The organism is Citrobacter sp. JUb117 (assembly GCF_024809055.1).
Taxonomy (GTDB): domain Bacteria; phylum Pseudomonadota; class Gammaproteobacteria; order Enterobacterales; family Enterobacteriaceae; genus Citrobacter; species Citrobacter gillenii.
Genome location: NZ_JANUFB010000002.1, coordinates 513,424 through 538,547 on the forward strand (window position 1 = coordinate 513,424; position 25,124 = coordinate 538,547).

20 protein-coding genes and 1 tRNA gene are annotated in these 25,124 nt (G+C 49.1%); 8 read left to right on the plus strand and 13 right to left on the minus strand.

The window, feature by feature from the left end:
- Positions 1 to 66: 66 nt before the first annotated feature.
- Positions 67 to 351 carry a YfcZ/YiiS family protein gene (locus M2374_RS06265; protein ID WP_115257884.1) on the minus strand — a complete coding sequence of 95 codons (285 nt, stop codon included), beginning with the start codon at positions 349 to 351 and terminating at the stop codon, positions 67 to 69.
- Between the two features lie 371 nt (positions 352 to 722).
- On the opposite strand from M2374_RS06265, the gene fadL reads away from it, so the two are divergent.
- Positions 723 to 2,003: a long-chain fatty acid transporter FadL gene (gene fadL, locus M2374_RS06270; RefSeq protein ID WP_115257883.1), complete on the plus strand. Its 1,281-nt coding sequence runs from the start codon at positions 723 to 725 to the stop codon at positions 2,001 to 2,003.
- A 60-nt stretch (positions 2,004 to 2,063) separates the two neighbouring features.
- Here fadL and mlaA read toward each other — a convergent pair whose 3' ends face one another.
- On the minus strand, positions 2,064 to 2,819 hold the full coding sequence (mlaA, locus tag M2374_RS06275) for a phospholipid-binding lipoprotein MlaA (RefSeq protein ID WP_096756318.1): 756 nt from the start codon (positions 2,817 to 2,819) through the stop codon (positions 2,064 to 2,066).
- A 288-nt stretch (positions 2,820 to 3,107) separates the two neighbouring features.
- On the opposite strand from mlaA, the gene M2374_RS06280 reads away from it, so the two are divergent.
- The 6 genes from M2374_RS06280 to M2374_RS06305 all read left to right on the plus strand — a co-directional run bounded on the left by M2374_RS06280 (position 3,108) and on the right by M2374_RS06305 (position 9,485).
- Positions 3,108 to 4,049: a formate/nitrite transporter family protein gene (locus M2374_RS06280; protein ID WP_137362113.1), complete on the plus strand. Its 942-nt coding sequence runs from the start codon at positions 3,108 to 3,110 to the stop codon at positions 4,047 to 4,049.
- A gap of 75 nt (positions 4,050 to 4,124) precedes the next feature.
- Positions 4,125 to 4,199, plus strand: a tRNA-Arg gene (locus M2374_RS06285).
- Between the two features lie 185 nt (positions 4,200 to 4,384).
- Positions 4,385 to 5,662, plus strand: coding sequence for an integrase arm-type DNA-binding domain-containing protein (locus M2374_RS06290; RefSeq protein WP_259154042.1), 1,278 nt, complete (start codon positions 4,385 to 4,387; stop codon positions 5,660 to 5,662).
- 91 nt (positions 5,663 to 5,753) lie between these two features.
- Complete coding sequence (locus tag M2374_RS06295) at positions 5,754 to 6,623, plus strand: hypothetical protein (protein ID WP_259154045.1); 870 nt, start codon at positions 5,754 to 5,756, stop codon at positions 6,621 to 6,623.
- Between the two features lie 108 nt (positions 6,624 to 6,731).
- Positions 6,732 to 6,932, plus strand: a complete 201-nt coding sequence (locus M2374_RS06300; RefSeq protein ID WP_094948409.1) for an AlpA family transcriptional regulator — start codon at positions 6,732 to 6,734, stop codon at positions 6,930 to 6,932.
- A gap of 111 nt (positions 6,933 to 7,043) precedes the next feature.
- Entirely contained in the window at positions 7,044 to 9,485 is a 2,442-nt protein-coding gene (locus tag M2374_RS06305) for a phage/plasmid primase, P4 family (protein WP_259154049.1), read from the plus strand.
- 388 nt (positions 9,486 to 9,873) lie between these two features.
- On the opposite strand, the gene M2374_RS06310 is transcribed toward M2374_RS06305, so the two are convergent.
- From M2374_RS06310 to M2374_RS06345, 8 genes are all read right to left on the minus strand, one after another.
- Entirely contained in the window at positions 9,874 to 10,311 is a 438-nt protein-coding gene (locus tag M2374_RS06310) for a hypothetical protein (RefSeq protein ID WP_259154050.1), read from the minus strand.
- 111 nt (positions 10,312 to 10,422) lie between these two features.
- Complete coding sequence (locus M2374_RS06315; protein WP_259154051.1) at positions 10,423 to 11,385, minus strand: ankyrin repeat domain-containing protein; 963 nt, start codon at positions 11,383 to 11,385, stop codon at positions 10,423 to 10,425.
- An 11-nt stretch (positions 11,386 to 11,396) separates the two neighbouring features.
- Positions 11,397 to 12,506, minus strand: coding sequence for an endonuclease NucS domain-containing protein (locus tag M2374_RS06320; protein ID WP_259154053.1), 1,110 nt, complete (start codon positions 12,504 to 12,506; stop codon positions 11,397 to 11,399).
- A 10-nt stretch (positions 12,507 to 12,516) separates the two neighbouring features.
- Positions 12,517 to 14,313, minus strand: a complete 1,797-nt coding sequence (locus tag M2374_RS06325) for a restriction endonuclease subunit S (protein WP_259154055.1) — start codon at positions 14,311 to 14,313, stop codon at positions 12,517 to 12,519.
- Positions 14,313 to 15,785: a type I restriction-modification system subunit M gene (locus tag M2374_RS06330; RefSeq protein WP_259154056.1), complete on the minus strand. Its 1,473-nt coding sequence runs from the start codon at positions 15,783 to 15,785 to the stop codon at positions 14,313 to 14,315. Before M2374_RS06330 ends, M2374_RS06325 begins: the two co-directional genes overlap by 1 nt.
- 74 nt (positions 15,786 to 15,859) lie before the next feature.
- Positions 15,860 to 18,286: an EcoAI/FtnUII family type I restriction enzme subunit R gene (gene hsdR / locus M2374_RS06335; RefSeq protein WP_259154058.1), complete on the minus strand. Its 2,427-nt coding sequence runs from the start codon at positions 18,284 to 18,286 to the stop codon at positions 15,860 to 15,862.
- 248 nt (positions 18,287 to 18,534) lie between these two features.
- On the minus strand, positions 18,535 to 19,146 hold the full coding sequence (locus tag M2374_RS06340; RefSeq protein WP_259154060.1) for a hypothetical protein: 612 nt from the start codon (positions 19,144 to 19,146) through the stop codon (positions 18,535 to 18,537).
- Positions 19,139 to 19,420 carry a hypothetical protein gene (locus M2374_RS06345; protein WP_259154062.1) on the minus strand — a complete coding sequence of 94 codons (282 nt, stop codon included), beginning with the start codon at positions 19,418 to 19,420 and terminating at the stop codon, positions 19,139 to 19,141. Before M2374_RS06345 ends, M2374_RS06340 begins: the two co-directional genes overlap by 8 nt.
- A 466-nt stretch (positions 19,421 to 19,886) precedes the next feature.
- Between M2374_RS06345 and M2374_RS06350 the strand changes: the two genes are divergently transcribed.
- On the plus strand, positions 19,887 to 20,426 hold the full coding sequence (locus M2374_RS06350) for a DUF2058 domain-containing protein (protein ID WP_096756304.1): 540 nt from the start codon (positions 19,887 to 19,889) through the stop codon (positions 20,424 to 20,426).
- Between the two features lie 51 nt (positions 20,427 to 20,477).
- Here M2374_RS06350 and pgtA read toward each other — a convergent pair whose 3' ends face one another.
- The 3 genes from pgtA to pgtC are packed head-to-tail and all read right to left on the minus strand — an operon-like array spanning position 20,478 to position 24,944.
- Entirely contained in the window at positions 20,478 to 21,725 is a 1,248-nt protein-coding gene (gene pgtA / locus M2374_RS06355) for a two-component system response regulator PgtA (protein WP_115257857.1), read from the minus strand.
- Positions 21,715 to 23,724, minus strand: coding sequence for a two-component system sensor histidine kinase PgtB (gene pgtB, locus M2374_RS06360; protein ID WP_181689113.1), 2,010 nt, complete (start codon positions 23,722 to 23,724; stop codon positions 21,715 to 21,717). Before pgtB ends, pgtA begins: the two co-directional genes overlap by 11 nt.
- Positions 23,721 to 24,944 carry a phosphoglycerate transport regulator PgtC gene (gene pgtC / locus M2374_RS06365; protein WP_135912847.1) on the minus strand — a complete coding sequence of 408 codons (1,224 nt, stop codon included), beginning with the start codon at positions 24,942 to 24,944 and terminating at the stop codon, positions 23,721 to 23,723. Before pgtC ends, pgtB begins: the two co-directional genes overlap by 4 nt.
- Between the last annotated feature and the right edge of the window lie 180 nt (positions 24,945 to 25,124).

Sequence of the window (25,124 nt, forward strand, 5' to 3'; positions counted from 1 at the left end):
TGAATAATCACTGCTTGTTACGAAAATGCCCTTGTCAGAAGGTGGCAAGGGCACTGAAAGAAGGGATTAACGCAGACCCAGCTGGAAGATCAGGGTTTCGGCTTCACAGGCGAAAACAAAATCGATATCCAGACGAACACCCTCAGCTTCTTCAGTAAAGGTCGGGGTGATTTGGCAAGGCTCAGATTCTACGCCACGCGCCTTCTCGGTGAGAGCAGCCAGCGTTTCTTCTGCCTGTGCGCGAGTCGCGAACACACGGCTGTATGACGCGGTGCAATCGGTGTTGTCCATGATGGTACCAACATCCATACAGCAGCAAACCGGGGTTTCATCAGCACTGCATTTACTCATTGTAGATTTCCTCTGTATTCGCACCAAGGGTGCCAGATAAACGTTGGGGATATTTTACGCTCCCATTATCCTCCTCTCCAGTCGTTAATTGTGCGAAATGCGATAAGCGACCGAAATCACACTTAAAAATGATCCAAAACAAAAATCGCCCGAACAGGTGAGTGCGCATCCCCGCAATTTTGCCAGCTGGATCGCGTTTTTAAGATCATATTTGAAAAAACTTATAAACATACTTGCAACATTCCATCTGGTCGGACCTATACTCTCGCCACTGGTCTGATTTCTATGTGGTACCTCAGACCCTACACTTCGCGCTCCTGTTACGGCATGTAACATTGTTTGTATAAAAATAAATCGATGAGGTTATGGTCATGAGCCAGAAAACCCTGTTTACAAAGTCTGCTCTCGCAGTCGCAGTGGCAATTATTTCCACACAGGCCTGGTCTGCAGGCTTTCAGTTAAACGAATTTTCTTCCTCTGGCCTTGGCCGGGCATATTCGGGTGAAGGCGCTATCGCAGACGACGCAGGTAACGCCAGCCGCAACCCGGCACTGATCATGATGTTCGATCGCCCTACTTTCTCAGCAGGTGCGGTGTATATCGATCCAGATGTTAATATCTCCGGTAAATCGCCATACACCGGGCGCAGCACCAATGCGGACAACATCGCCCCGACGGCATGGGTTCCGAATGCGCACTTCGTGATGCCTATTAACGAGCAGTTTGGCTGGGGCGCGTCTGTCACCTCTAACTATGGTCTGGCGACCGAATTTAACGACAGCTACATTGTCGGTGAATACGGCGGCAAGACCGACCTTAAAACGGTCAACCTTAACCTCAGCGGCGCCTATCGCCTGAATGATAGCTGGAGCTTCGGCCTTGGTTTTAACGCCGTTTATGCTGACGCCAAAATTGAACGTTATTCCGGTGAAATGACCGCAGCATTACCGAAGGTCAGCCCTAAAATTGCAAGCATGGAAGGTGATGAATGGGGTTACGGCTGGAACGCGGGTATTTTGTATGAGCTGGATAAAGATAACCGCTGGGGCTTAACCTATCGTTCAGAAGTTAAAATCGATTTCGACGGTGATTATAAGAGCGGCATCAGAAGCCAGGCCAACGGCTTACCGGGTGCTGGCGTGACGTTCCCATGGGGTACAACCAACACGACCGTTCCGGGCGCATTGACGCTTAACCTGCCGGAAATGTGGGAACTGTCTGGCTATAACCGCGTAGCACCGCAATGGGCCGTTCACTACAGCATCGCTTACACCAGCTGGAGTCAGTTCCAGGAGTTGAAAGCAACGGGCACCAACGGACAAACATTGTTCTATAAAGAAGAAGGCTTCCGTGATTCTTACCGCCTCGCGCTGGGTACGACCTACTACATGGATAAAAACTGGACGTTCCGTACTGGTATCGCCTACGACGATAGCCCGGTTCCTGCGGATAAACGCTCCATCTCCATTCCAGACCAGGACCGCCTGTGGCTGAGCGCGGGTACGACCTACGCGTTCAATGAAGATGCGTCTATCGACATCGGTGCTTCTTATATGCACGGGCAGAACGTGACCATCAAAGAAGGTCCATATACCTTCGAATCTGAAGGTAAAGCTTGGCTGTTCGGTACCAACTTTAACTACGCATTCTGATTTTCTTCAGGCGTAAAAAAGGTGAGCTTTTTAGCTCACCTTTTTATTTGTACCTCTTCCTTATTCGGAATCGATATCTTTTAAATCATCCTGAATAGCTTGCGCGTTCGGGTTTTCTTCTGGTTTGAGTTTCCCGCCGTTCGCGATGAAGTCATGACGCTGGAAGTAAGCTTCACGCACCATAATGTACGGATCGGAAGATTGACGCAGCAGACCGTCGGAGTCGAGCAGTTGCGCGCGGGTTTCAATCCCTTCAATGGTCCATTTACCGACCGACAACGGCCAGGTCAGCCACGACAGAACCGGATACAGCGTATCCACCATATCACCACCGTCATCACGTACCGTGAAGCTGCCATAGAACGGAAGCTGCATATACGGACCGTAACCTACATCATAGTGACCTAACGTACTGCCGAAACGATGTGGTTCAACGCGCTGCAGTTTTGGATTCGCCATGCCCGCAACATCGATAAAGCCGCCCATACCTAGCAAGGTGTTCAGGAAGAAACGGGTGAAATGCACCATCCCCTGATAAGGATCGCCCTGCAGGAAATAGTTGACCATTACAGCCGGCTCTTCGAGGTTGCCCGTAAAGTTGCTCAAACCGTTTCTGGCCGGCTGCGGAACATAATCACGCCAGGCTACAGCCACCGGTCGAACAACATACGGATCCAGCACATTAAAGTTGAAGTTGTACATGGTGCGGTTGAACCCTTCAAACGGATCCGAGCGCCCCTGCTGTTCTGTACCGGAGCTCGCACACCCCACCAAAAGTGTGGTTCCCAGCGCAAGCGCCGACAGGCGAAGCTTCATAAGTGTCTCCCTGTGTATTATGGCTATCGCTGATTGCCATCCATGACGGAACAATAAGGTATCCGCCGGTTTAGATGTGAGCGATTGTAACAGCACGTCAAACGATGTCTATATACCCTAACTTACTGATTTGATCATAGCCTGGTAAGGTAGACCTCGCGGTGTTTCTATTTTACCGAATCCGATAAATACAAACGTTACCATTTTTGCGATTTCAGAGTTTCTCCCGCCAGTTCCTGGATAAAAACCGCTACGCTTTAGCAATACGTGCTTATTCAGGACTCAAAAATGAATGACATCGAAAAAGAAAAAATTGATCAACACAGCAACGAACTCGAAGTAGAAAGTGAAGAGAAGTTGCAGGGTAAAAAGATAGAAGTCGACGAGGACCGACTTCCTTCCCGCGCCATGGCGATTCACGAACATATTCGCCAGGACGGGGAAAAAGAGATGGAACGCGATGCGATGGCGCTGCTGTGGTCAGCTATCGCCGCTGGGCTATCGATGGGAGCCTCTTTACTGGCAAAGGGCATTTTTCACGTACAGCTTGAGGGCGTTCCCGGCGGGTTCTTACTGGAAAACCTCGGTTATACCTTCGGGTTTATCATCGTCATCATGGCCCGCCAACAGCTCTTTACCGAAAACACCGTAACCGCTGTCCTGCCGGTCATGCAAAATCCAACCCTCGGAAATTTTGGTTTACTGATGCGTCTGTGGAGCGTGGTCTTGCTGGGTAACATTATCGGCACCGGCATTGCGGCATGGGCGTTTGAATATATGCCAATTTTTGATGAAGAGACTCGCGACGCCTTTGTCAAAATTGGGATGGACGTTATGAAAAATAGCCCGACGGAGATGTTTTCCAACGCGATTATTTCCGGTTGGCTGATCGCCACTATGGTGTGGATGTTTCCCGCAGCGGGCGCGGCAAAAATTGTCGTCATTGTTCTGATGACCTGGCTTATTGCGTTGGGTGATACCACGCACATCGTCGTCGGCTCGGTTGAGATTCTCTACCTGGTCTTTAACGGCACGCTGCACTGGAGCGACTTCTTCTGGCCGTTCGCGCTTCCAACACTTGCCGGGAATATTTGCGGTGGGACATTTATCTTCGCGTTGATGAGCCATGCGCAAATTCGCAATGATATGAGCAATAAACGCAAAGAAGAGGCCCGATTAGAGGCTGAGCGGGAACAAAAAGAGCAGAAAAACCAGAAGAAACAATCCTGAATGGCGACTGTTTGAGCAGTCAGGCGGACACAGACTTACCGTTGCAGGTAAAAAACGCTATACTCGTGCCGCTTCGTCCCCTTAGTTAAATGGATATAACGAGCCCCTCCTAAGGGCTAGTTGCAGGTTCGATTCCTGCAGGGGACACCATTAAGTCATTTCACATCACTTCAGTTCACTTAAGAAACCCAGTGATACCAAGCCTCTCAGAAAACCCAAGCTTTAAATAGCTTTCATATCTCTTCATGACATTACAGCATCATGATGGTATAAGTGATGGTACTCACCAGTTCGATATCCAGATACCATCAATTACCTCTCAAGGGGTGCCACTTATGGCTATAAACGAGCTTTCACCCAAACAGATCGAGAATGCCAAACCACAGAATACCGATTACAAATTATCCGATGGTGGCAGCTTGTACCTATTGATCAAAAAGGCAGGAGGTAAATACTGGCGTATGAATTATCGCTTTGCTGGGAAGCAGGCAACATTAGCGTTAGGTGTTTATCCAGATGTGCCGCTTGCAACCGCTCGTAAACGCCGAGATGAAGCCAGGCAAGTGCTGGCCGATGGCAAAGATCCACGCGAGCTAAAAAAAGCTGAAAGCAATGAGGCAACTTCACCGTCATTTGAAACGATCGCTCGCGAGTGGCATCGCGGATCTATGGGCCATCCAGAGTGGAAAGAGATCACCCGTAATAAAATTTTGAGGGAAATGGAAAACCACATATTTCCTCTAATCGGTAGCAAACCCATCGACAGCTTAAAAACACGGGATCTATTGCCTTTGCTTATCAGCATGAACGAACAGGGCATCGGTGCTACGACGGGGAGAGTTAAGACCACGATGAGCAGCGTTTTCCGCTATGCGGTCCAACGTGGAGTTGTCGAGTACAATCCAGCCCATGATCTGAAAGGCGCTTTAACGAGTCCCAAAACTAAACACCGCCCTGCCCTTGCCTTGGATCGTCTACCTGAATTGATAGCTAAAACTGAAACGTATACCGGCAGACCACTCACCAGACTCGCAGTGTTACTTTCTCTTCATACATTTGTCCGTTCGAGCGAACTTCGTCACGCTCGCTGGGACGAGATAAATTTTGAAACTGCAATGTGGACAATCCCTGGCCAGCGAGAAGAAATTGCAGGTGTAAAATTCTCTGAACGTGGGGCTAAAATGGGCAGTGCGCATTTTGTGCCGCTATCATCTCAGGCGATGGACGTATTGAAGTCGATCAAATTCATTAGCGGTGAATACACGCTGATTTTTCCTGGTGATAGCAATCCTTATAAACCTATGAGCGAGAATACGGTTAACAAAGCGCTCCGTACTATGGGCTATGATACTCAGGCTGACGTTTGTCTACATGGTTTCCGGGCAATGGCCTGTTCAGCTTTAACCGAATCAGGACTGTGGTCACGGGATGCAGTAGAACGACAAATGAGCCATCAGGAACGTAACGAAGTACGGGCGGCTTATGTTCATCTGGCACAGCACATGCAGGAACGCCGCCGAATGATGCAATGGTGGTCAGACTATCTGGAAGCAAACGCTGATAAACATGTTGCGCCATACGACATGAAGAAATTGCGGATAGTGGGCAGTTAACCGAAAAAACTGAAGCTAGCCCAAACAGGCGAAAAGCAGTAACACCTGCTGTCTGCTTCAGTTTTCATCAGGTGCGCACGAAGGTGACTTGATGGATAGCAACGTTTGGAAAGAAAACAGAATTGCGCCTTTAGAATACTGCTCATTTGAAAGAGCAGCTAAGTTGCTCAATTGCGAATGTGAAGACCTAATTCATTGGAATAAAATAGGTGCTATATCGATAGCATTTAAGCCAGAAAATATGGAAGGTTCTTTTTCTGTTCAATTACGTGAGCAGAAAGATAGCGCTGACATAGAAAAATACAATAAATCTCAATATATCATGCACGAACTTGGAATTTATGGCTCTCAATTTCTACGCAATTTGGGCGATGTAAATGACAAGGGCTATATAGCATCAATTGATGAATTTCGATTTCATGGAAACATTAGTGACTTATGGGTTATAATTAATGGATCAGTGGATGAAAAAAACAGCATAACTATAACAAAATCATTCAGCACTGGATATAAAACACTAAGCCCTGCAAACATTCCAAATGACATAACCTCAGCGTTATTTTTTTACCAAGGAACGAAAGACGTCATCCTTGAGTTAAAAGACCTCCTAATTACGAGGAACGATATCGAAAAAATATGGACATCGGCTATATCAGGTAAACAAATGGAGAGTTATTTTACAAGCAAGACGCGTGAAATTAAGGTTATTCCTGTCAGCTCAGTTTCAATAGCACAAACTGACAGACACGAACACAACCGACAAGAAGTTGAACTGGTTGCCATGAAAGTTCGTGAACATTATCCGGATGAATGCACCAAAAATGGCAAATTACTACTCAATAAATGGGTAAAAGCCACTCTAGCGCGTAAAAATGATTATGGCGGTTTGAAACTTAGATCCGAGAGAAAGATTTCCACAATACTTAGCGGAATTATCAAAGCAGAAAAAACTACTGAGTAAGCTTACTCGACTGCTGAGTAAACTTACTCAGCATTTCACTCTATCCGGCTGTTATATACCATCTGCCATGTTGATTACACAAGCGACATAACATGGCAGGTGAAACCTATGATTACGCAGATCTATCCCCTCTCAGGACACGCTCGCCCACGAGCTACTGCTGACTTTTTAAAAGTTAGCACCGTCACCCTCTGGCGTTGGGAAACAAGCAAACCTGATTTCCCAAAATCAATTCGCCTCTCTGAACGCGTCACTGTTTACGATGCAGCAGAGATTCGCGCCTGGCTGGAAGCTAAGAAACACAACTAATCCCCCGGAGTAAAACCATGAAATTAAAAAATTCTGGCTTAACAGCCAGCGGCCAAACTCACGCTAAAAACAGTAGTGTTCTAATTATCAAACACAGCAAAAGAGCAGCCGATGCGTAATATCGACCTTATTCACGAAGTCACTCACGCCGCTGCCGGTCGTTGGCCATCAGTACTGGCAAGCCTCAATATCGATGTCCCTGATTCACCGCGTAAGCACACCTCATGCCCTGCTTGCGGTGGCAAAGATCGCTTTCGTTTCGACGATAACGGACGTGGTTCGCATATTTGCGGTCAGTGTGGCGCAGGAGATGGTTTAGACCTGATCCAGAAAGTAAATAACTGCGACACCACACTGGCCGCACGCCTTGCGGCTGATGTACTGGGTATTGATTACCAGGCAACGGAAACAGACCCGACGACAGCCAGCCTGAGACGGAAGCGGCTGGGAGCCGAACAGCAGCAGCGCAAACAGGAATGCCAGAAACAAGCCGTAGAGGACGCAAAACAGCGCCGAGATATGTTTGTCCGTCTGTATACCGGAATACGCCAGCAAGCTGTGCAGGGTGAATCTGATTATCTGCGATCAAAAGGACTGGGTGGGTTCACTTTCCCCATACTGACCGATGGTTCAATCCTCCTGCCGCTGGTGGATGAATCTGGGGCTGTTGTGGCAGCACAGACCATCACTCCACAAGGAGAAAAACGCCTTGTGTCGGGGTCGGCAAAGCGTGGGGCATATCACACCGTAAACACACCAGAGCAATCGCAGGAAGTGATTATTGCCGAAGGGCTAGCAACAGCCCTTTCTGTCCATCTGATGCGCCCTGACGCATTGACGGTGTGCGCTATTGACGCCGGGAATCTATTACCCGTGGCAGAAGCCATGCGCCGGAGCCACCCAATACTGCAAATTATCATCGCCGCCGATAACGACTATCACGACGACAGCCAGCCGAACATCGGGAAGATAGCCGCTGAGAAAGCTGCTCTGTCCGTGGCGGGCTGGATTGCTTTACCTCCGACGGAGGAAAAGACCGACTGGAACGACTACCACCAGCAAAAAAAACTGAAAGCCGCTACCGCAGCATTTACCGATTCGATGTATCAATCACTGGAGGAAGACGTGACAGCTGAACTCAAACCTATTGAAGGCAATAACCCGCGCCGTAAAACTGACAGCGGCGATATTTCGCAGATGGCGGTCAGCCAGAAGGCAAAACTTCTCGCCGGACGTTGGGAAATACTGGCCGTCAATCCTAACAGCGGGACTGTTTATTGCTACATGGCTGGGATATGGGAAAAGCTAGCAGATAGTGAGCTTGAGCGCGTCATGGTGTCAATTTTTGAAGAACACAAAGCCCATTACACTGAAAAGGGGATTAAATCCGTCGTAGCGACAATGAAACTACAGCTTGCAGTTATTGGTGATCAGCGCGGTGATTTGATTGGGTTCGAGAATGGTGTTTATGACCTGATTCGACAGACATTCCGCAATCACGGTCCGGAAAACTGGTTAATGAATCACAACGGGATCATCTATACCCCACCGGTGCCCAGTGAGAATCTCACGACTCACGCACCGAACTTTAGTCGCTGGCTGACCCATGCTACCGCAAACGACAGCCAGAAAGCTGATCGGATAAAAGCGGCGTTGTTTATGGTACTGGCGAAACGGCACGACTGGCAGCTATTCATTGAGATTACGGGGGAAGGTGGCAGCGGAAAATCAGTATTCAGCAGCATCGCTACTGCTCTGGCGGGCGAACACAACACCGCTAGCGGAAGCATGAGCACGTTAGATCTCGCCCGAGGGCGTGCGCAGTTTGTCGGAAAAAGTCTGATTATTATGCCAGACCAGACACGCTACGTGGGTGAAGGAGCCGGGATTAAGGCCATTACAGGTGGTGACCCGGTAGAGATTGACGGTAAATATGAGAAGCAGTTTACAGCCGTTTTAAATGCCGTAGTACTGGCAACCAATAACGAACCTATGACCTTCACAGAGCGTAACGGAGGCATTGCCCGCAGGCGCGTTATATTCCCATTCAACCACACGGTGTCAGATGCCGATAAAGACCCGGACTTAACCGCGAAGATCCGCCGTGAAATCCCTATCATTATTCGTTACCTACTAAAAGCATTTACTGACCAGAACAGTGCAAAGAGATTACTCATCGAGCAGCGTGATTCACTGGAGGCACTGGATGTGAAGCGTGGTACTGATCCGGTAATCGATATGTGTGCTGCACTGTATTTCATGAATGAGCCTAAAGGGTTGATGATGGGTGGCGGCACATGGACAGGCCAGCCAGAACCTCGTAAATATCTGTATCACCTTTATCTGGCTTTTATTGAATATCACGGGCTGGGCAAGCCGCTTTCTGTTAATAAATTCTCACGCGCTATCAAATCAGCCGCCAGAGAATATCGAGCCACCTACCAGACGCGAAGTATTAATGGCAGAGCACAAACCAACGTGGGATTTACAGAACTGGCAGAGGAATTTATCCCCCGCGCTTTTGGTGTATCTCCACCTCATGAAAATGAGTGAGAATTTTACGACAGGACTTATCCCTACCACTCTACCAAAATGAAGATTAAGCCAGCAATCACAAGGTTTTAGGCATGGTAGATATATCTATATTTATCCCTACTTATCCCCATATACCCCTACTAAGTAATTTACTCCGTGTGGTAGGCTTTCGGCATTTGGTAGGGTTATGTAGGGTCATGAAAATATTAGCCTACAAGTCTGAAACTAGCGTTATTACTGGGTTTTTTCAGTTTGGTAGGGCAAGTAGGGATATACATGCTGCAAAAAAATTCACAGGAGGTGTAAACATCCTGATTCAGCTACAGATAGGTACCACAACTGGCAGACGCCGCGCAGGTGAGTTACGGGTATCGATGCCCTCAATACGCGAACGCTCAGCAAAATTTTATAGACTAAGCCCCATCACCCCCCACGCATCTTTCCAATCAGCAATGCGTTTTGCTGAAATAGCATGATGAGTCGACTCATCATTTTGCGCACGGTGCCCACCGTGTTTCTCCAGATAACCCATAAATGCCGTATAAATATCATTCCTGATCCACGATAGCGGCGTGACATAGAAAGTATTCGGTTCTCGACCAAGATCTATAAATACCCAAAACTCATTATCATTTTTATCAAGGGTACACTGGGCAGCATAGTTTGTTGAGGTTTGCCAGGTCCCTGACGTTTTCGCTCTGGTGGTAACTTTATACGTTTTACCGTTTGGGGCATCAAATGTGATGGATGACCTGTTGCCCTCTTTCTGGACGATGGCATTACTGGCACCAAGGCTCGTGAGTTTCTGCAATACCATTAACTGCCCTAATTCTGCTGTAGTCATATTTCCCCCTGAGCTGTTTAAAACAAATTAAGCGATCACATCAAATTTGAAGCGATGAAATAATCCCGTGAAAAATAGCAAAACAACGCCCAATGATTACTAAAAAAAGCATCATAAGGAACGTGGAGAAATCGACCAAACAGTTTGCAGCCAAGTTAACCGCTGTTGCAATTGTGGGATGAACTCATTGAGCCAAAACAGGGAAGCAACATAACCCGAAGATCCGCCACCACGACTGAATCGCTCGACGTAAAAGTCGTTGCCGCCCACCCGATTGATTAACGACTTCCCCGTCAGTGACTGAAATGCTGCCGAAATAATATTCGCTAACTCATCTTTATCTTCCGGGATACAAACCTGACATAAGGCTTGTCGCATCTCCAGCCACAAGAACAAACTCCCTCTCAATCCCCATTGCGTCGGAGCAGGTTCAAACAAGTCTGATACAACGGCCCACTCACGTTCCGGAAAGCTAATCTTTTTTGCCGCTGCTTGATGTACCAGCGGGAAAAATTTCAGTCTGAAAAACTCAGCTTCTACCGTAAATGTAAAACCTTCAGCTACTTCAAAGTGAATGGTATCAGCCGTTGATATCGCTTTCCCCGTCAACGCAAAAAAGAGGTGATTTAGCCTGGTATCCAGTTCGTTAAGGTCATCAGGACATTGCTCAACACCGCAAGCCGCAATCATTTTATCGACCAAAAATTGGTTGCCATCATAATCAGTGAACAATTGCCGCTCAGTGGAAACCACTTTTCTGAAAATTTGTGCGATGGTCAATTTTTGCGGGAACAGAAGATATTGCAGATCAGACCGTTTATGCCTTTCAACGACGATATCATAAGCAGTCTGCCGCTTAGCATTTGTTGTCGCACTTCGGTCAGCGCCAAGAGTTAACAGTTCTCCAATAACCGACAAATTAGCCCCATGCCATGCAGCCTGATGCAGCGGGGTATAACCTTTAGGCTCACTGGGGTGATTTACCAGATCAGGATAATCACGAAGAATAGGTAAAAGCGTATTCCATTCGCCCTGGAAGGCGAGTTTCAATACTTTATCGCTAACAGACATCATTCCAGCCTCTCTTATTCTGCCCGTTCAGTGTCCCAGCGTAAAAAAATACGCTTTAACTTATCGACTGTATGCCGCCATTTTGGTGTGGTCGGTTTGCAGACCGTATTCTGATTACCAAAGAAACCAATCTCATTAACCGCTTCCTGTTCGCTGCGGGTTTCCAGCCATTTCACAGGGACAAAATATTCAGATTTATCAGGGTCATCCGCATTCTGGCGATAGAGATCGCTGTACTTAAGTACGTCCATCGCCAGTTTTTCACCGTCTTCGGTGTTGATCGTGAAGCTACTGGCAGGCTCAACCGCACTCTGGACAATACCAACTCCAACGTAACCCGTTGCCGGGATTTTTACCCACACACGATTGCCAGGCTGCAGCTGCTTTAACGTTTGGCTATACCAGCTTCCGCCTCCGGCGCTGATAAACCCGTAGCGGCGAGCTTCTTCCCAGACGCGGCTTTTCGGGTCACCAAATGAGACGTAAAACTCACCGAACCAAGGTTCTTTTGCACCCGTAATAGCGTCCACAGTCGCTTGCGCTGCGTTGGTTTGGGTTTCGCCCGGATCAATTAGCCACGTGCGGCTTAAAAACTGTTCTTCGCCATGTTGAAAAACTCTAAAGAAAAGCACATTTATCGGAAGCTTATTTTTACTGAGATACGCAACAATGCGCTCTGTGGACGAGTCCAACTCTGCCGCAACAATAATGATTTGATGAGTTTGGTTAATGGACTCTTCTTCTAGTTCAGCATTAAAGCGTTGCTTAAATGCATCAGCCAGATTACCGCCACGGGAGAATTTTTCATAAATCTGCGACAGGCGATCGGCGGTTAAATCATCGACCCAAGAGGCGTAATCCAGCGCTTGCGCCACCACTTCACGCGGCGTGCGATCGCGCTTAAGTTCAATCAGGATCAACGAGGCATCTGGTGCAATTGCCAGCAAGTCGATACGCCCGCTGTCGAACGTATTGACCTCCTCACCGATAATCATCCACTGATCGGACAGTATGGCCGGATCTTGGATAATCATCTTCTGCAGCAGTTTTTCACTGGAGAGCTTGCTGATAGTTAGCGGCTGAGGGTTCTCCCCCACCCGCCAGATAGCATGATGAACCGGCATTATCTGTTCCTTAGCTTAATGCTGCATCTGTGAATGCATCCGCCAGATGGAGCTGGGTTTGCTGGGCAGATTGCAGGCGGGACTTAAGTTGGTCACATACTTTGAAAAAATCTTCAATAGTGGATATCACCTTCAATTGAATTGCTGTAGGAGGAAGAGCTATGGGGGCTGATCTCAAATTTTCTTGGGATATATTCATTTGGCTTTCAGCCATACCAGATTTCGATGCTTCCAAATAATCAGCTGTCACCCCACGGTTAAGGCATAATGAAATATATTTTGCTGATATATCATCTGAAATTAAATGAAACCTGATGATTTTGTCCGATATCATTAACTTGGAACGTGTCTTTTCAACTAAACACGAAACACCAACTCTGTTCTTTGGTCCCGCTCTTGTTACTAAGATATCACCATCATGAACCTCATATTGAGGTCGGGGCAGCTTACTACTTGGCAAAGTTTTATTTTCCTGTTCTCTATACTCCAAACTTTGTACTGCAGTAGTTTTTAATACCCCCCAAATATCTTCATTGGGTGATGGCTCAGGAGAACAAGCGGGACTCCAACCAGCATCCATGTTTGCAATAATTTCACCAATGCGACACCACTCCCACCCCACCGGCAACTCAAACGGTTTCTCCTCATCACTCACTGGCGGCAAAGGTTTTTGTTTTTTAATTTTTCCTTCTTTCACCAGTTGCGATTTTTCCTGCTCAATACGTTTGAGCAGCTCTGAGGCGGGTTCATCATTCGGGTCTTGAGGCACCAGTTTGCCCATCACCGCCAGTTGCAGAATAGTTTGTTTAAGTGCATCAATGCTCGAGCCAGTGGTAAAAAGCGTGTCGAAATGCTGGCTGATTCGCGCCCAGTTTTCGGCGAGTTCTTCGGCATTTTGGCTATCGGTCAGTGTTGCCAGCAGGGTTTCTACCAGTTGCTGATGTGCATCCAGACTGGTCAGGGATTGCTGTTCCAGTTGGTCGCAAAGGGACATAAGTTCTTCAACTTTAGAAGCAATTCGATTCTGTTCGCCAATAGGAGGTACTGAAATAACAAGGGGGTTTAACTTTTCGAGAGAAATATTAGCAATATTTGTTGTCTGGCTTGAACTATCAATAAGAATAGATTTTATATTAGGAGAACGTAATACTGACATCAGAAAAGCAGCATTAAAGCCATATGGTCTGATGGCGCTTAAAAAACCACCAAATGTTGCGGAGCCAGTAGGAATATTATAGATGTATGCAACTTTTCCAACCAGCTCTCGACTGTTTGCCATTGACATAACAATATCGCCTTTTTCAGCGAATTGCTCAGAGCGCTTCACAAATGATTCACTAACATAAAGTAAATCATCCCATTCTATGCTGTCTTGAACATTCGCTGTCCGCAGGCAAGCAACTTTTCCTTCAGACGGTTCTTTATGCTTTTCACTCGCAGGGAATGTAATTCCACGAATAATTGCAACTGTGTTACCTAAACGAGCACATTCCCACCCCACCGGCAACTCATACGGTTTCTCATCCTCGCTAATTTCAGGAAGCAGCTTTTGCTTTTTAATTTTGCCCTGCTTAACCAACTCCGCTTTTTCAGCAGCAATACGCTTTAACAGCTCAGAAGCCGGTTCATCAGTCGGGTCCTGCGGCACCAGCTTGCCGCGCACCGCCAGTTCCAAGATCAGCTCACGCAGTTTCTTAATGCCATAGAGGTCGATTTTACCGTTGCTGCCGCGTCCTGCTGTCGAGCGGGTTTGCAGGGCGGAAGTCCAGGTATCGATATGTTGGGTGATCAGTTTTTCAACGGCCATCAGTTCGCCCCCTTGTTACCCGCCAGCGCGGCACCGAGGATATCGCGCAGCTGGTTGCGCAGTTCGCTGATTTCCGCCTGCTGAGTCTGATACTGCGCCAGCAGTTCGTCCGGATCGTGGCTGATGGTTTCGCCCTGGTACGGGTTCTTGATATCAAGGTTGAAGTTGCGGGCGATGATGTCTTCGATGCTGACTTTCCACGCTTGGTTGTTCGCTTCGCGGCTGGCAAAGCCGTCGGCTTCGCTGCCCCACCAGTCGATTTCAGTCTGGAATTCTTCGTACTTCATCGGCTTGGTTTTGCTGTAGTTCTTCACGCCATCCGGGTACGGGTGTTCGTAGAACCAAATCTCTCTGGTTGGCTGCCCTTTGGTGAAGAACAGAATATTGGTTTTGATGCCGGTGTACGGGTTAAACACGCCGTTTGGCAGACGCACGATGGTGTGCAGGTTGCACTCTTCGGTGAGCAGCTTTTTGATTTTGGTTTTAACACCTTCACCAAACAGCGTACCGTCTGGCAACACCACCGCCGCACGGCCTTTATCGGCCAGCACTTCAATAATCAGTTGCAGGAACAGGTCGGCGGTTTCACGGGTCTGCATTTCTGCCGGGAAGTTTTTCTCAATGCCGTCTTCTTCGGTGCCGCCAAACGGCGGGTTGGTGACAATCACATCTAGCTGCTCATCCCAGGAGGAAAGCGGCTTGTTAAGGGTGTTGTCGTGTCGGATTTGTACCGGTACTTCAATTCCGTGCAACAGCATATTGGTGGTACACAACAAGTGTGGAAGCTGCTTTTTCTCGACGCCAAAAATCTGCTTTTGCAGTGTTTTATGGTCTTCGGTGGTTTTAACGTAATGCTCTTTCACATGGTCGAACGAACAGGCCAGGAAACCGCCAGTACCGCAGGCCGGGTCCATGATCGACTCACCCAGCTTCGGGTCGATACGGTTGACCATAAAGCGCGTCACCGCGCGCGGGGTATAGAACTCACCCGCATTGCCTGCGTTTTGCAGGTCGCGCAGGATTTGTTCGTAGATGTCGCCAAACAGATGGCGCTCTGAACTGCTGCTAAAGTCGATTTCATTGAGTTTATTGATCACCTGACGCAGCAGCGTACCGTTTTTCATGTAGTTATAGGCATCGCTAAACGCTTGTTTCACTACAAAACCACGCGGGTTTTTATCGATTGGCGCAATCATGCTTTTCAGCGTCGGGAACAGATCGTCATTCACAAACTCCAGCAGCTCATCACCGGTAATCCCTTCGCTGTTCGCCGCCCAGGTGCGCCACAGGTAACGTTTAGGGATTGGCAACTGGTAGTCATCCTGCTCCAGTTCCAGTTCTTCTTCCTGGGTGTCAAAAATCTTCAGGAACAGCAGCCAGGAAAGCTGGCCTAAGCGTTGGGCATCGCCGTCCACGCCTGCGTCTTTGCGCATGATGTCCTGGAGGGATTTTATGACTGAGCTAATCGACATGTTTTATTTCCGTTTTTAAAAAATGATGCCACCGGGAGCCGTAAGCGCCAGGTGGCAGAATAGTGGTTGGGTTATCAGGCGGAGCGTGGTGGCAACTGGTAGATTTCGTTTTCCAGTTCGTTCACCGCATCTTCGTAAGCCTGCTTGTTACCAAAGCTGCTTTTGATAATTTCCAGCGGGCGACCCAGCGTGTCGAACGGTTTGAGTTTCAACACCTGGATATCCTCGATTTCCTGCACGCCTTCATCAGCGTATTTATCCAGAAGCGTGTTTAACACATTCTGCGCAGGCGCGGAATATTTGGTGAAGTAGTTACGCTTGCGCACACTATTGGCACGTTCCTGGCGCGTAAGCGGTGGCTGGCCGTATACCACGTGGCAGAGCAAATCGAACGGGTCGAGATCTTTACCCACCTCTTCGGCTAACACATCCCAAAGCACGCCTAACTGTTGCAGTTCCTCAATGATAACCTGCTTGCGGGCGGCAGATTGCCACTTACGGGTGAAGTCATCAAGTGATGCGTAGTCTTTATCTTTTAGCAACGTTTTGCGGGTGTAATCCTGGAAGGATTCTGTGACCAGTTTGCCGTCGGCGTCGTAATACTGCACACGCTTTGCCAGTACTTTTACGGTGACGCCGTTGACGTGGAACTTACGGATTTTGTTTTCGTCGTCTTCTTCAAAAGCCCCACTGCCGTTACCTGATGTTGAGTCATAGATGGCAGGTGTTTCAGCGACGCCATTTATCAAATCAGGTAATTCGTGCTCTGGCGTTTCGTCTTCAAGCTGGTCGTCGAAATCAGATTCAGGATCGGTAATATCCTGCGGCGTGGTACGGATCACTTTCTCTGGTACGCCGTCGAAGCGTTCGTCCGCAAATAGCTCGGTCGCTTTTTTGAAGTCGAGAATGGTGAACCACAGCTTGCCGTATTTTTCGTTGATACGCGTGCCGCGCCCGATGATCTGCTTAAATTTGGTCATCGACTGAATGTTCTGGTCCAGAACCACCAGTTTGCAGGTCTGCGCATCCACACCGGTACTCATCAATTCTGAGGTGGTGGCGATAACCGGGTAGGCTTTCTTCGGGTTGATGAAGTTATCCAGTTGCCCTTTGCCGACATCGTCGTCGCCGGTGATTTTCATCACATACTTTTCGTTCTTCTTCACCTGCTCCGGATTCAGGTTGACCAGCGCCCGGCGCATTCTGTCGGCATGGTCGATGTCGTTACAAAAAACGATGGTTTTATCCATCGGGTTGGTACGTTTTAAATAGTCGGTGATAGTTTGCGCCACCAGCCAGGTGCGCTCATCAATGACCATCGTGCGGTCAAAATCTTTCTGGTTATAAATACGGTCTTCAATCAGTTCACCATGTTTATCAACCTGCCCTTTGGTTGGCCGCCAGCCCTGTAAATCGACATCAATATCCACACGCACCACTTTGTAAGGGGCAAGGAAGCCATCTTCAATGCCTTCTTTGAGCGAATAGGTGTAAACCGGCTCACCAAAGTAGTCGGTGCTTGAGACTTCTTCGGTTTCTTTCGGCGTGGCGGTCAGGCCAATTTGTGTAGCGCTACTGAAGTATTCGAGGATTTCGCGCCAGGCACTGTCTTCCGACGCGCTGCCGCGATGGCATTCGTCAATCACAATCAGGTCAAAGAAATCAGGGGCAACCTGTTTAAACGCTTTCTGATGCTCTTCGGGGCCGGTAATAGCCTGGTAGAGTGCCAGTTGAATTTCATAGGCCGGATCGATGGTGCGCCCGGTGATTTTTGTCATCGCGCTTTCAAAAGGTTGGAAGTCATTAATTTTAGTCTGATCGACCAGGATATTGCGGTCAGCAAGGAACAGAATGCGTTTCTTATTTTTTGCTTTCCATAAACGCCATATAATTTGAAAGGCTGTATACGTTTTCCCGGTTCCAGTGGCCATCACCAGTAATACCCGTTTTTGCCCGGCAGAAACGGCCTCTACTGTTTTATTGATTGACTGGAGCTGGTAGTAACGCGGGGATTTGCCTTCGTGGTAATCCTGACTGATCACCGGCAATTGCTCAGCGGTGAAACCTTTCCAGACGCAGTATTTATTCCACAGCTGTTCCGGCGTTGGGAAATCGTTGAGCGTGATTTCTGATTCAAGCTGGGTGGGATTCGTTTTATCGTGGAAGATAAAACCATCGCCATTAGAGGCAAAAACAAAAGGCACGTCGAGCAAGCGAGCGTAATCCAGACCCTGCTGCATCCCTTTGCCTATCTCATGCTTATTGGCTTTAGCCTCTATGACGGCAAGCGGTAATCCCAGCTTATGGTAAAGCACAATGTCCGCTGATTTCACGGTCAGACGTGCTGCCAGCTTGCCGCGCACCACCACTTTACCATCGCGGAGCTTCACTTCCTGGCGGATCTGCGACATCACATCCCAGCCCGCGTCTTTAATCGCGGGCAGGATGAATTTGGTAATGATGTCCGTTTCGGTCAGATGAGTTTTGTTTACGCCAGCCATAGCAGAGCACTCCACGATATTGGGTTAGCTCTGATTTTACACAGATTAGTGCATGACGTAATGACCTGAAACGATGTTTTGGGCAATTGGTAGACACCATTCGGAATCAGAAGTCGCTTCAAAATTGCAGTGACCTCTTTTTTGCAGCATGTCAGTCTACGCAAAAAAGAGTATTGCGATAATCTGGCTCATGCGAGTACAACCGAACAATAAAACCGTCCCGTGCACGCCAGCGATTGCTAGCCTCATCACTTTTTCCCTTTGTTTTTGCGCCAGCGCCACACTAGCGCCCCGATAATCAGCACAATTAACGCGTCAATAATCGGCTGCTCCCGGATGAAATCGCCGACCGCACTGATACCAGAAAACACCGCTTTATTGAGGTGTTTCCAGTGCGCAGACCATGCCGCTGCACTATCAAATCGACGGCTAACACTGTAATGACCGAGGCTGTTACTTTCGGTACCCCATGCAACTGATTCGCAAGTTTCTGCGCTGCCCATATCAGTACCGACATACTGATAGTTACGCAGATTTTCCGCCATATACAGCACCCATGCACCGCCGTTCGGATAAACGCAGGTGTAAACCTCATGATAGGGATCGCCATTAAAAGAGAGGTACTTAAAGCGCGTTGTCACTTTGCCATAACGCAGATCACCCAATGGCCCCATACCCAATGCTTCCGCCAGCCGCACATCGGTTTCATAGGGCGCGCGCTCACGCGCCAACCGTTCGGAAATCTCCAACTCTGCACGCTCGCGTTTATTACGCTGGGATTCCTGATAGCCGCGTTCAATTTCAGCCTCGTTACGTCTTGCCAACTCAGCGGCGGTTACGACTTCAACGTTATCAGCCATCAATAAAGCCCTCCCAATGCAGCCATAAACAACGCATGCGGGTTAAGTTGCAGCTCCAACTCATCAGAGTGAGCAAGACATAACCCCGATCCGGTTGTTTAGCTTGGGGAATGCCATATTTAACGCGCAGAAAGCCGCATAGAATATAGAAATCCATCAGGTCACATTCCAGCATCAGCTTCATGGTGGTTTTTTCGGTGCGTAAAGTATCGATATGCCGCTGCAGGTGCTGGCGGTCGGTGAATGGATGCCAAAGATTATCCGGATCAGCCATCAACCCACCGGCATACGCCGCTGTTGAACGGTATTCGCACATCACATCAGCCGTCTATACGGCGCTGCGAGATTCGGCTTCGGTCAATAATCCCAAGCGGACTGCAATTACCCGGTCTGCCGGGAAAGAGGGGAGTCCATGTATTCTTGATAGGTCACGCCTGACCTCCGAATTGCTTCGCCAGGTGGGCAATTTCAGTACGGGCAAACCGACTCCCTGGTTCTATTCCCGCACACTTAAAATTGAGCCACTCACAATCACCTGATGGTATCTGTGATGGTACTCAGTGAAAGCTTCCTCACTAAATACATTATTATCAATATTTTAAATATAGATTCGATTCCTGCAGGGACACCATAGCCTGCCATTTTATCCCCGACGCTTTGCAACTCCCCGCAATCTGGCATCCCCCCGGACGTTAAGGGTATAATCCTGAGAACTCTTTTTACTGGATTTAGAAACGAACATGACAAAACTCACCCTACAAGAGCAGATGCTTAAAGCTGGCTTAGTCACCAGTAAAAAAATGGCGAAGGTGCAAAGAACGGCGAAAAAGTCGCGCGTTCAGGCGCGTGAGGCCAGAGAGGCGGTTGAAGAAAATAAAAAAGCACAGGTTGAGCGTGATAAGCAACTCAGCGAGCAGCAAAAGCAAGCAGCCCTGTCGAAAGAATACAAAGCTCAGATTAAGCAGCTGATTGAAATGAATAAAATCACCATTTCAAGAGGCGATATTGGTTATAACTTTACCGACAACAATCTGATTAAAAAAATCTACGTTGATAAAGTTACCCAGACTCAGTTAATCAAGGGGCGTCTTGCCATTGCGCGTCTGGCCGCTGAAAGTGATCGCGAGAGCGAATACGCCATCATCCCGGCGGTGGTTGCCGATAAGATCGCGCAGCGTGACGCCAGCTACATTGTCTTAAATTGCGAACTGAGCCAGGAAGATAAGGACGAAGATGACCCGTACGCTGACTTTGTCGTACCTGATGATTTGATGTGGTAAGAGATATGGCCAGATGATTTTCTGGCCTCTGTTCGAATATTTCGATGAGCGCTAGAACTTATAGTGCTCTTTACTCAGCCCGTATTTTCGCATTCTCAGATACAGCTTCTTACGCGGAATTTGCAGATACTCTGCCACCTCATTAATCCGCCCCTGATGGATATTGAGCGCTTCCGTGATGATTTGTCGTTCATACTCTTCTACCCGACGATCCAGCGGGGTCGGCTCGGGCATATGCATCTGCGGGTTGGCAGTTTCAGCCAACGGGAGTAACCCGACGGCAAACAACTCTGCGGCATTTGCCAGTTCCCGTACATTGCTCAACCATACTCGTCGCCGCATGCCTTTTAGCAATTCCCCGTCGACTTCAGGCACGGGATGGTTTAACCGTAGACAGGCTTTATGCAGGTAGTGATGAAATAACGGCTCGATGTCGTCCGGGCGCAGAGACAGCGGTTGGCAGGCGATTTGCGTCATGGCAAAGCAATAATAGAGTTCTGCCACAATCTGGTGGGTTGCCGCCAACTCCACCAAGGACGTCTCCCCGATCCCAATCAAGCGAAAAGGACGCCGCTCTTGACTTTGCAACTGCACCAGATGGTGCTGCTGCTCGCGCGTCAGGCATTCAATATGACTCAGTACCAGCGTTCCACCTTGAGCCTGATCAATGAGCGCGTTGAGCTGAACCGCATTTCCGGATGTCAGGTCTGCACGTATAAATGGCCCGTGGACATTGCGCCCAAGCTGATGCAGATACCGCGCGCCCGTCATGCGTCCTGTTCCGGGTTCACCATAAAACCAGACGGCGATATCCGTTTCTGCCAGTTGCTGTAGTCGCTGGCGGAATTGCGTTGCCCAGTCACTGTATCCGACCAGTTCAACCTGTAATTTCTGCTGGCAGTAATGACGACGCGCAATTACGGACTGCCTCTGACGCAGGGCATCCTCAACCTGCGCCAGCAGCTTGCCAGGATCGACCGGTTTTTGCAGAAAGTCCCATGCGCCTTTCTTCACTGCATCCACCGCCATCGGGACATCGCCGTGTCCGGTGATCAGCAGTATCGGCAGTTGATTATCATCCTGATGAAACAGAGTCATCAGATCGATCCCCGAACAGCCTGGCATACATACATCGCTTAATACGATCCCTGGCCAGTCGGCAGGCATCAGATTTCTGGCGTCAAACGGATTGTTACAGGCCAGGACGCGATATCCTGCCTGCTCCAACAATAACGTGTAAGCATCGAGCACATCGGCATCGTCATCAATCAGCAGAACAGAACATTCATCACTCAACATCATTTACATCCGTCAGGTTGAATTGCAGGACTACGCAGGCATTGCGCTCCAGCGTTGACGCCAGGCGTAACTCACCGTTCATTTGCGTCATTAACGATACACAAATCGACAAACCAATGCCGAGACCCACATCCTTACTGGTCGTAAATGGCTTCAATAGCGACGGTAACAACGCCTGAGGCCAACCGGGTCCGTTATCAGCGATCAATACGCACAGCGTTTTGCCCTGAGCCCGCCAGCTCACCTCAATTTCAGCCGTAGCCGGACAGGCGTCGAGCGCGTTTGCCAGCACATTAACCAGTACCTGCTGGATCCTCACCTCATCACCGAGTACCCATACGGTCTCCGGCGGGAGCGTTAGTCTGCCCTGCTGTGGCTTATGACGCATGGCTAACAGTTCCCAAGCCGCACTAAAAGTTTGCCGCAAATCAACCGGATGCAACGGCGCCCCCGGCTCGGCCCGACGCGCAAACTGGCGCAGCGAGCGAATAATGGCATCAATGCGGGTAATCAGCCCTTGCGCTTTGGTTAAAGTGCTTCTTGCCTGCGCTGGTTGTCCCTGTTCAATGGCCCTTCCCGCCGTAAACAAGTACATCGATAGCGCGTTCAGCGGTTGGTTTATTTCATGCGCCAGAGTGGTCATGGTCTGGCCGACCACCGCCAGTTTCGCCGTCTGAATCAGCTCATCCTGCGTAGCGCGAAGATCGGACTCAATCTCTTTACGCTCAGCCACTTCCTGCTCAAGCTGATTTTTTTGCGTATTAAGCTGCCCCAGCGTATGGCGTAGCAAGCCCGCGATGCGCCCTAACTCATCGCGACCATACACCGGGATAGTTGCATCCGTTCTACCGAGACCGATCTGCACCACGGCCTGATTCAGTGCGGTAAAACGCTTCACCAGTCGGGAGCGAATAAAGTAGTGGTTGAGCGTCCAGGCGAGAAGCAGCGCCAGTAAAGTCGCCAGCAGAATCAGTCCACCGCTGACGCGAACAATCTGCTCCAGGCGCTGATTAAACATCTGCATTTGCTGATGACTGCTGCCCAGTTGCGCCTCAAGCAAGGTACGAAAGCGCCCAAGCGTCGCTTCTCTGGCGTGATTAGCATCAACGAGGGCCTTTTGCGCCGCCACGTAGTCGCGCATTGTGTCGGGCATTTTATTTTTCATCATGCCAATTTCCAGCAACTCATCAATAGTTTGGCGCAACGTTATGGTACTAGGCCAGTCATCCAGCGTACGGATATTTTCATCCGCCGTTGTTTTCAAATTCGCCAGATAACGAATGTGGGTCTCCACCAACATACCGTCATCGCTACCGGACTTCAGCTCGTTCAGCCTGTCACGCAGATCGTCGACGATTTGATTCTCAATTCTCGCCAGTGTGTAAACCTGCTGCTGTTCGTTTTGCACTTCCCGGGCACGTTTCAGGTATTGCGCCGCATCACCATTTTTGGCCTCAATTTGATCCAGCAGAGTTCCCTGTTGCCAGGTAAAATCCTGCACCAGTGAGTTCAACTCGGTTGTAAAATCATCATGCAGCCAATCTATGCGCGCAGACAATTCACTTACTTTTTCTCGCACCAGAAACATGTTGTAGAGCACCCTGTCCAGCTCCGTCATCAGGGTACGGCTGTCTTGCAAAATGACCGCCAGTTGCTGCTGTTCCGCGAGCTGCAATCCACGGCTTAACGTCTCAATCTTATCCAAATGCTGGATTATCTGGTTGCGCAGTTGCAGTCTTACCGTGGTATTGGGAGCCAACAGGAACTCATTGAGCTGATCCACCACCAGGTTGAGATTGCCTTCAATTAAAAAAGCGGAATGGACGCGCGGGAAGTAGTCATCCAGCGAATAGCGGATCTGCGAGCTCTGCTCATGCCAGGAATACAGACTGACGCAACTCACGCTTAACGTCAGCAACGCCCCTGTCAGGAAGGCCCCGCGCAGACTGCTGCTAATGCTAAGCTGACGAAGACGTTGCAGTAACGACCCGCCCTTCATTTTAATTCTTCCAGTTTGGCGATAGCCTGGCGCTGGTTTTTGAGAAACCATAGCTGCCATTCCATCATCTGCTGTTCAGCAACGCTTTTATTCTCGAATTGCGCAAGCCAGGCCTCATCTTCACTACTGCTGGCGTCTATCGGGACGCTAGTCAATAACGCTCGTATTTCAGGGAGTGGCCGTTTTAGCCGCGCTTCGGCGCTATACAGCGCTCGCCAGGCATCCTTCAATTGCGCGAGACGAAAACTGATGGCGGTATCAAACATCCGCTGCACCAGCTGCTGCCGCTTGAGGATCAGGCGATAATTTAGTGGTGGCTGGTCCATCAGTATGGCCTGCTGAGCAGCACGCGGATTATCGGCGGGCAACCGCGTGACCGGATATTTCCCGGTATTCGCATCGGCAAGGATCCGCTGCCCTTGAGGACTCAATAAATAGCGAATAAAACGACGGGCTTCACCGGCATGCTGGCTATTGTTCAACACCGCCACATAGGTTGGCGACACTGCGGAATGCGGAAAATAGTTAAACGCCAGATGTGGGTCGTTGAGCAGCAGATTGGCGTAATTATCAATCACCGGCCCGGCGACGCCTAATCCACTCTTAATTTTGTCAGCAACGCCGAAACTGCGCGAGGAAATCGTCACCAGATTGCCGGCACTTGCCAGCAGCGTCGCCCATCCTTGTTCCCACCCTTTTTGCTGCAGCAGTGATTCCACCATCAAATGGTTGGTATCCGAACGTGACGGGCTACTCATCAACAGCGCGCCCTGATACCGGGGGTGCGTTAAATCCCCCCAGTCAGTCGGAGCCGGTAAATGCCGCGCCGCCAGCGCAGAACGGTTAATCAACAGGCCAAAACCTGATATTGCCACCGCCACGGACGTAGAACGGATGGACTCCGGCACCAGGCGTTGACTCTCAGGCAGCGCATTATCAAACGGAGCCAGCTTCTGATGTTCCTGCAAATGCTGCAACAGCATGGGAGAGGAGGTCAAAATCAGATCAACATTGTCCGCGTTCGCTGTATCGAGCAGTTGTTCCAGAGAGGCACTGGTGCGGTTTAGCGTACGAATCATTACCGACCCTGGCTCGGTTTGCCATTGCTGGATAATCCATGCCGTCGCTCCTGGGGAGAACGTCGTGGCCATGACGAGCTCTTTACCCTGTGCCTGGCTGGCCGTAGACAGCAACGTAAAACAAAGCGACAGGATGATCATCCGCCCCTGGTCGCAAAGCCTGTTTGTGATCCCGTTCATAAATACCAACATGTTCGAAAAATAATATTGAGACAAAACTTACCCGTTTACCCCAACTCAGGGGAAAGGTAAGGTGGTTATAAAAATAACCAAGCCGAAAGCGAAAGCATGGGTACAGAATACCTTAAATTACCGATTAAA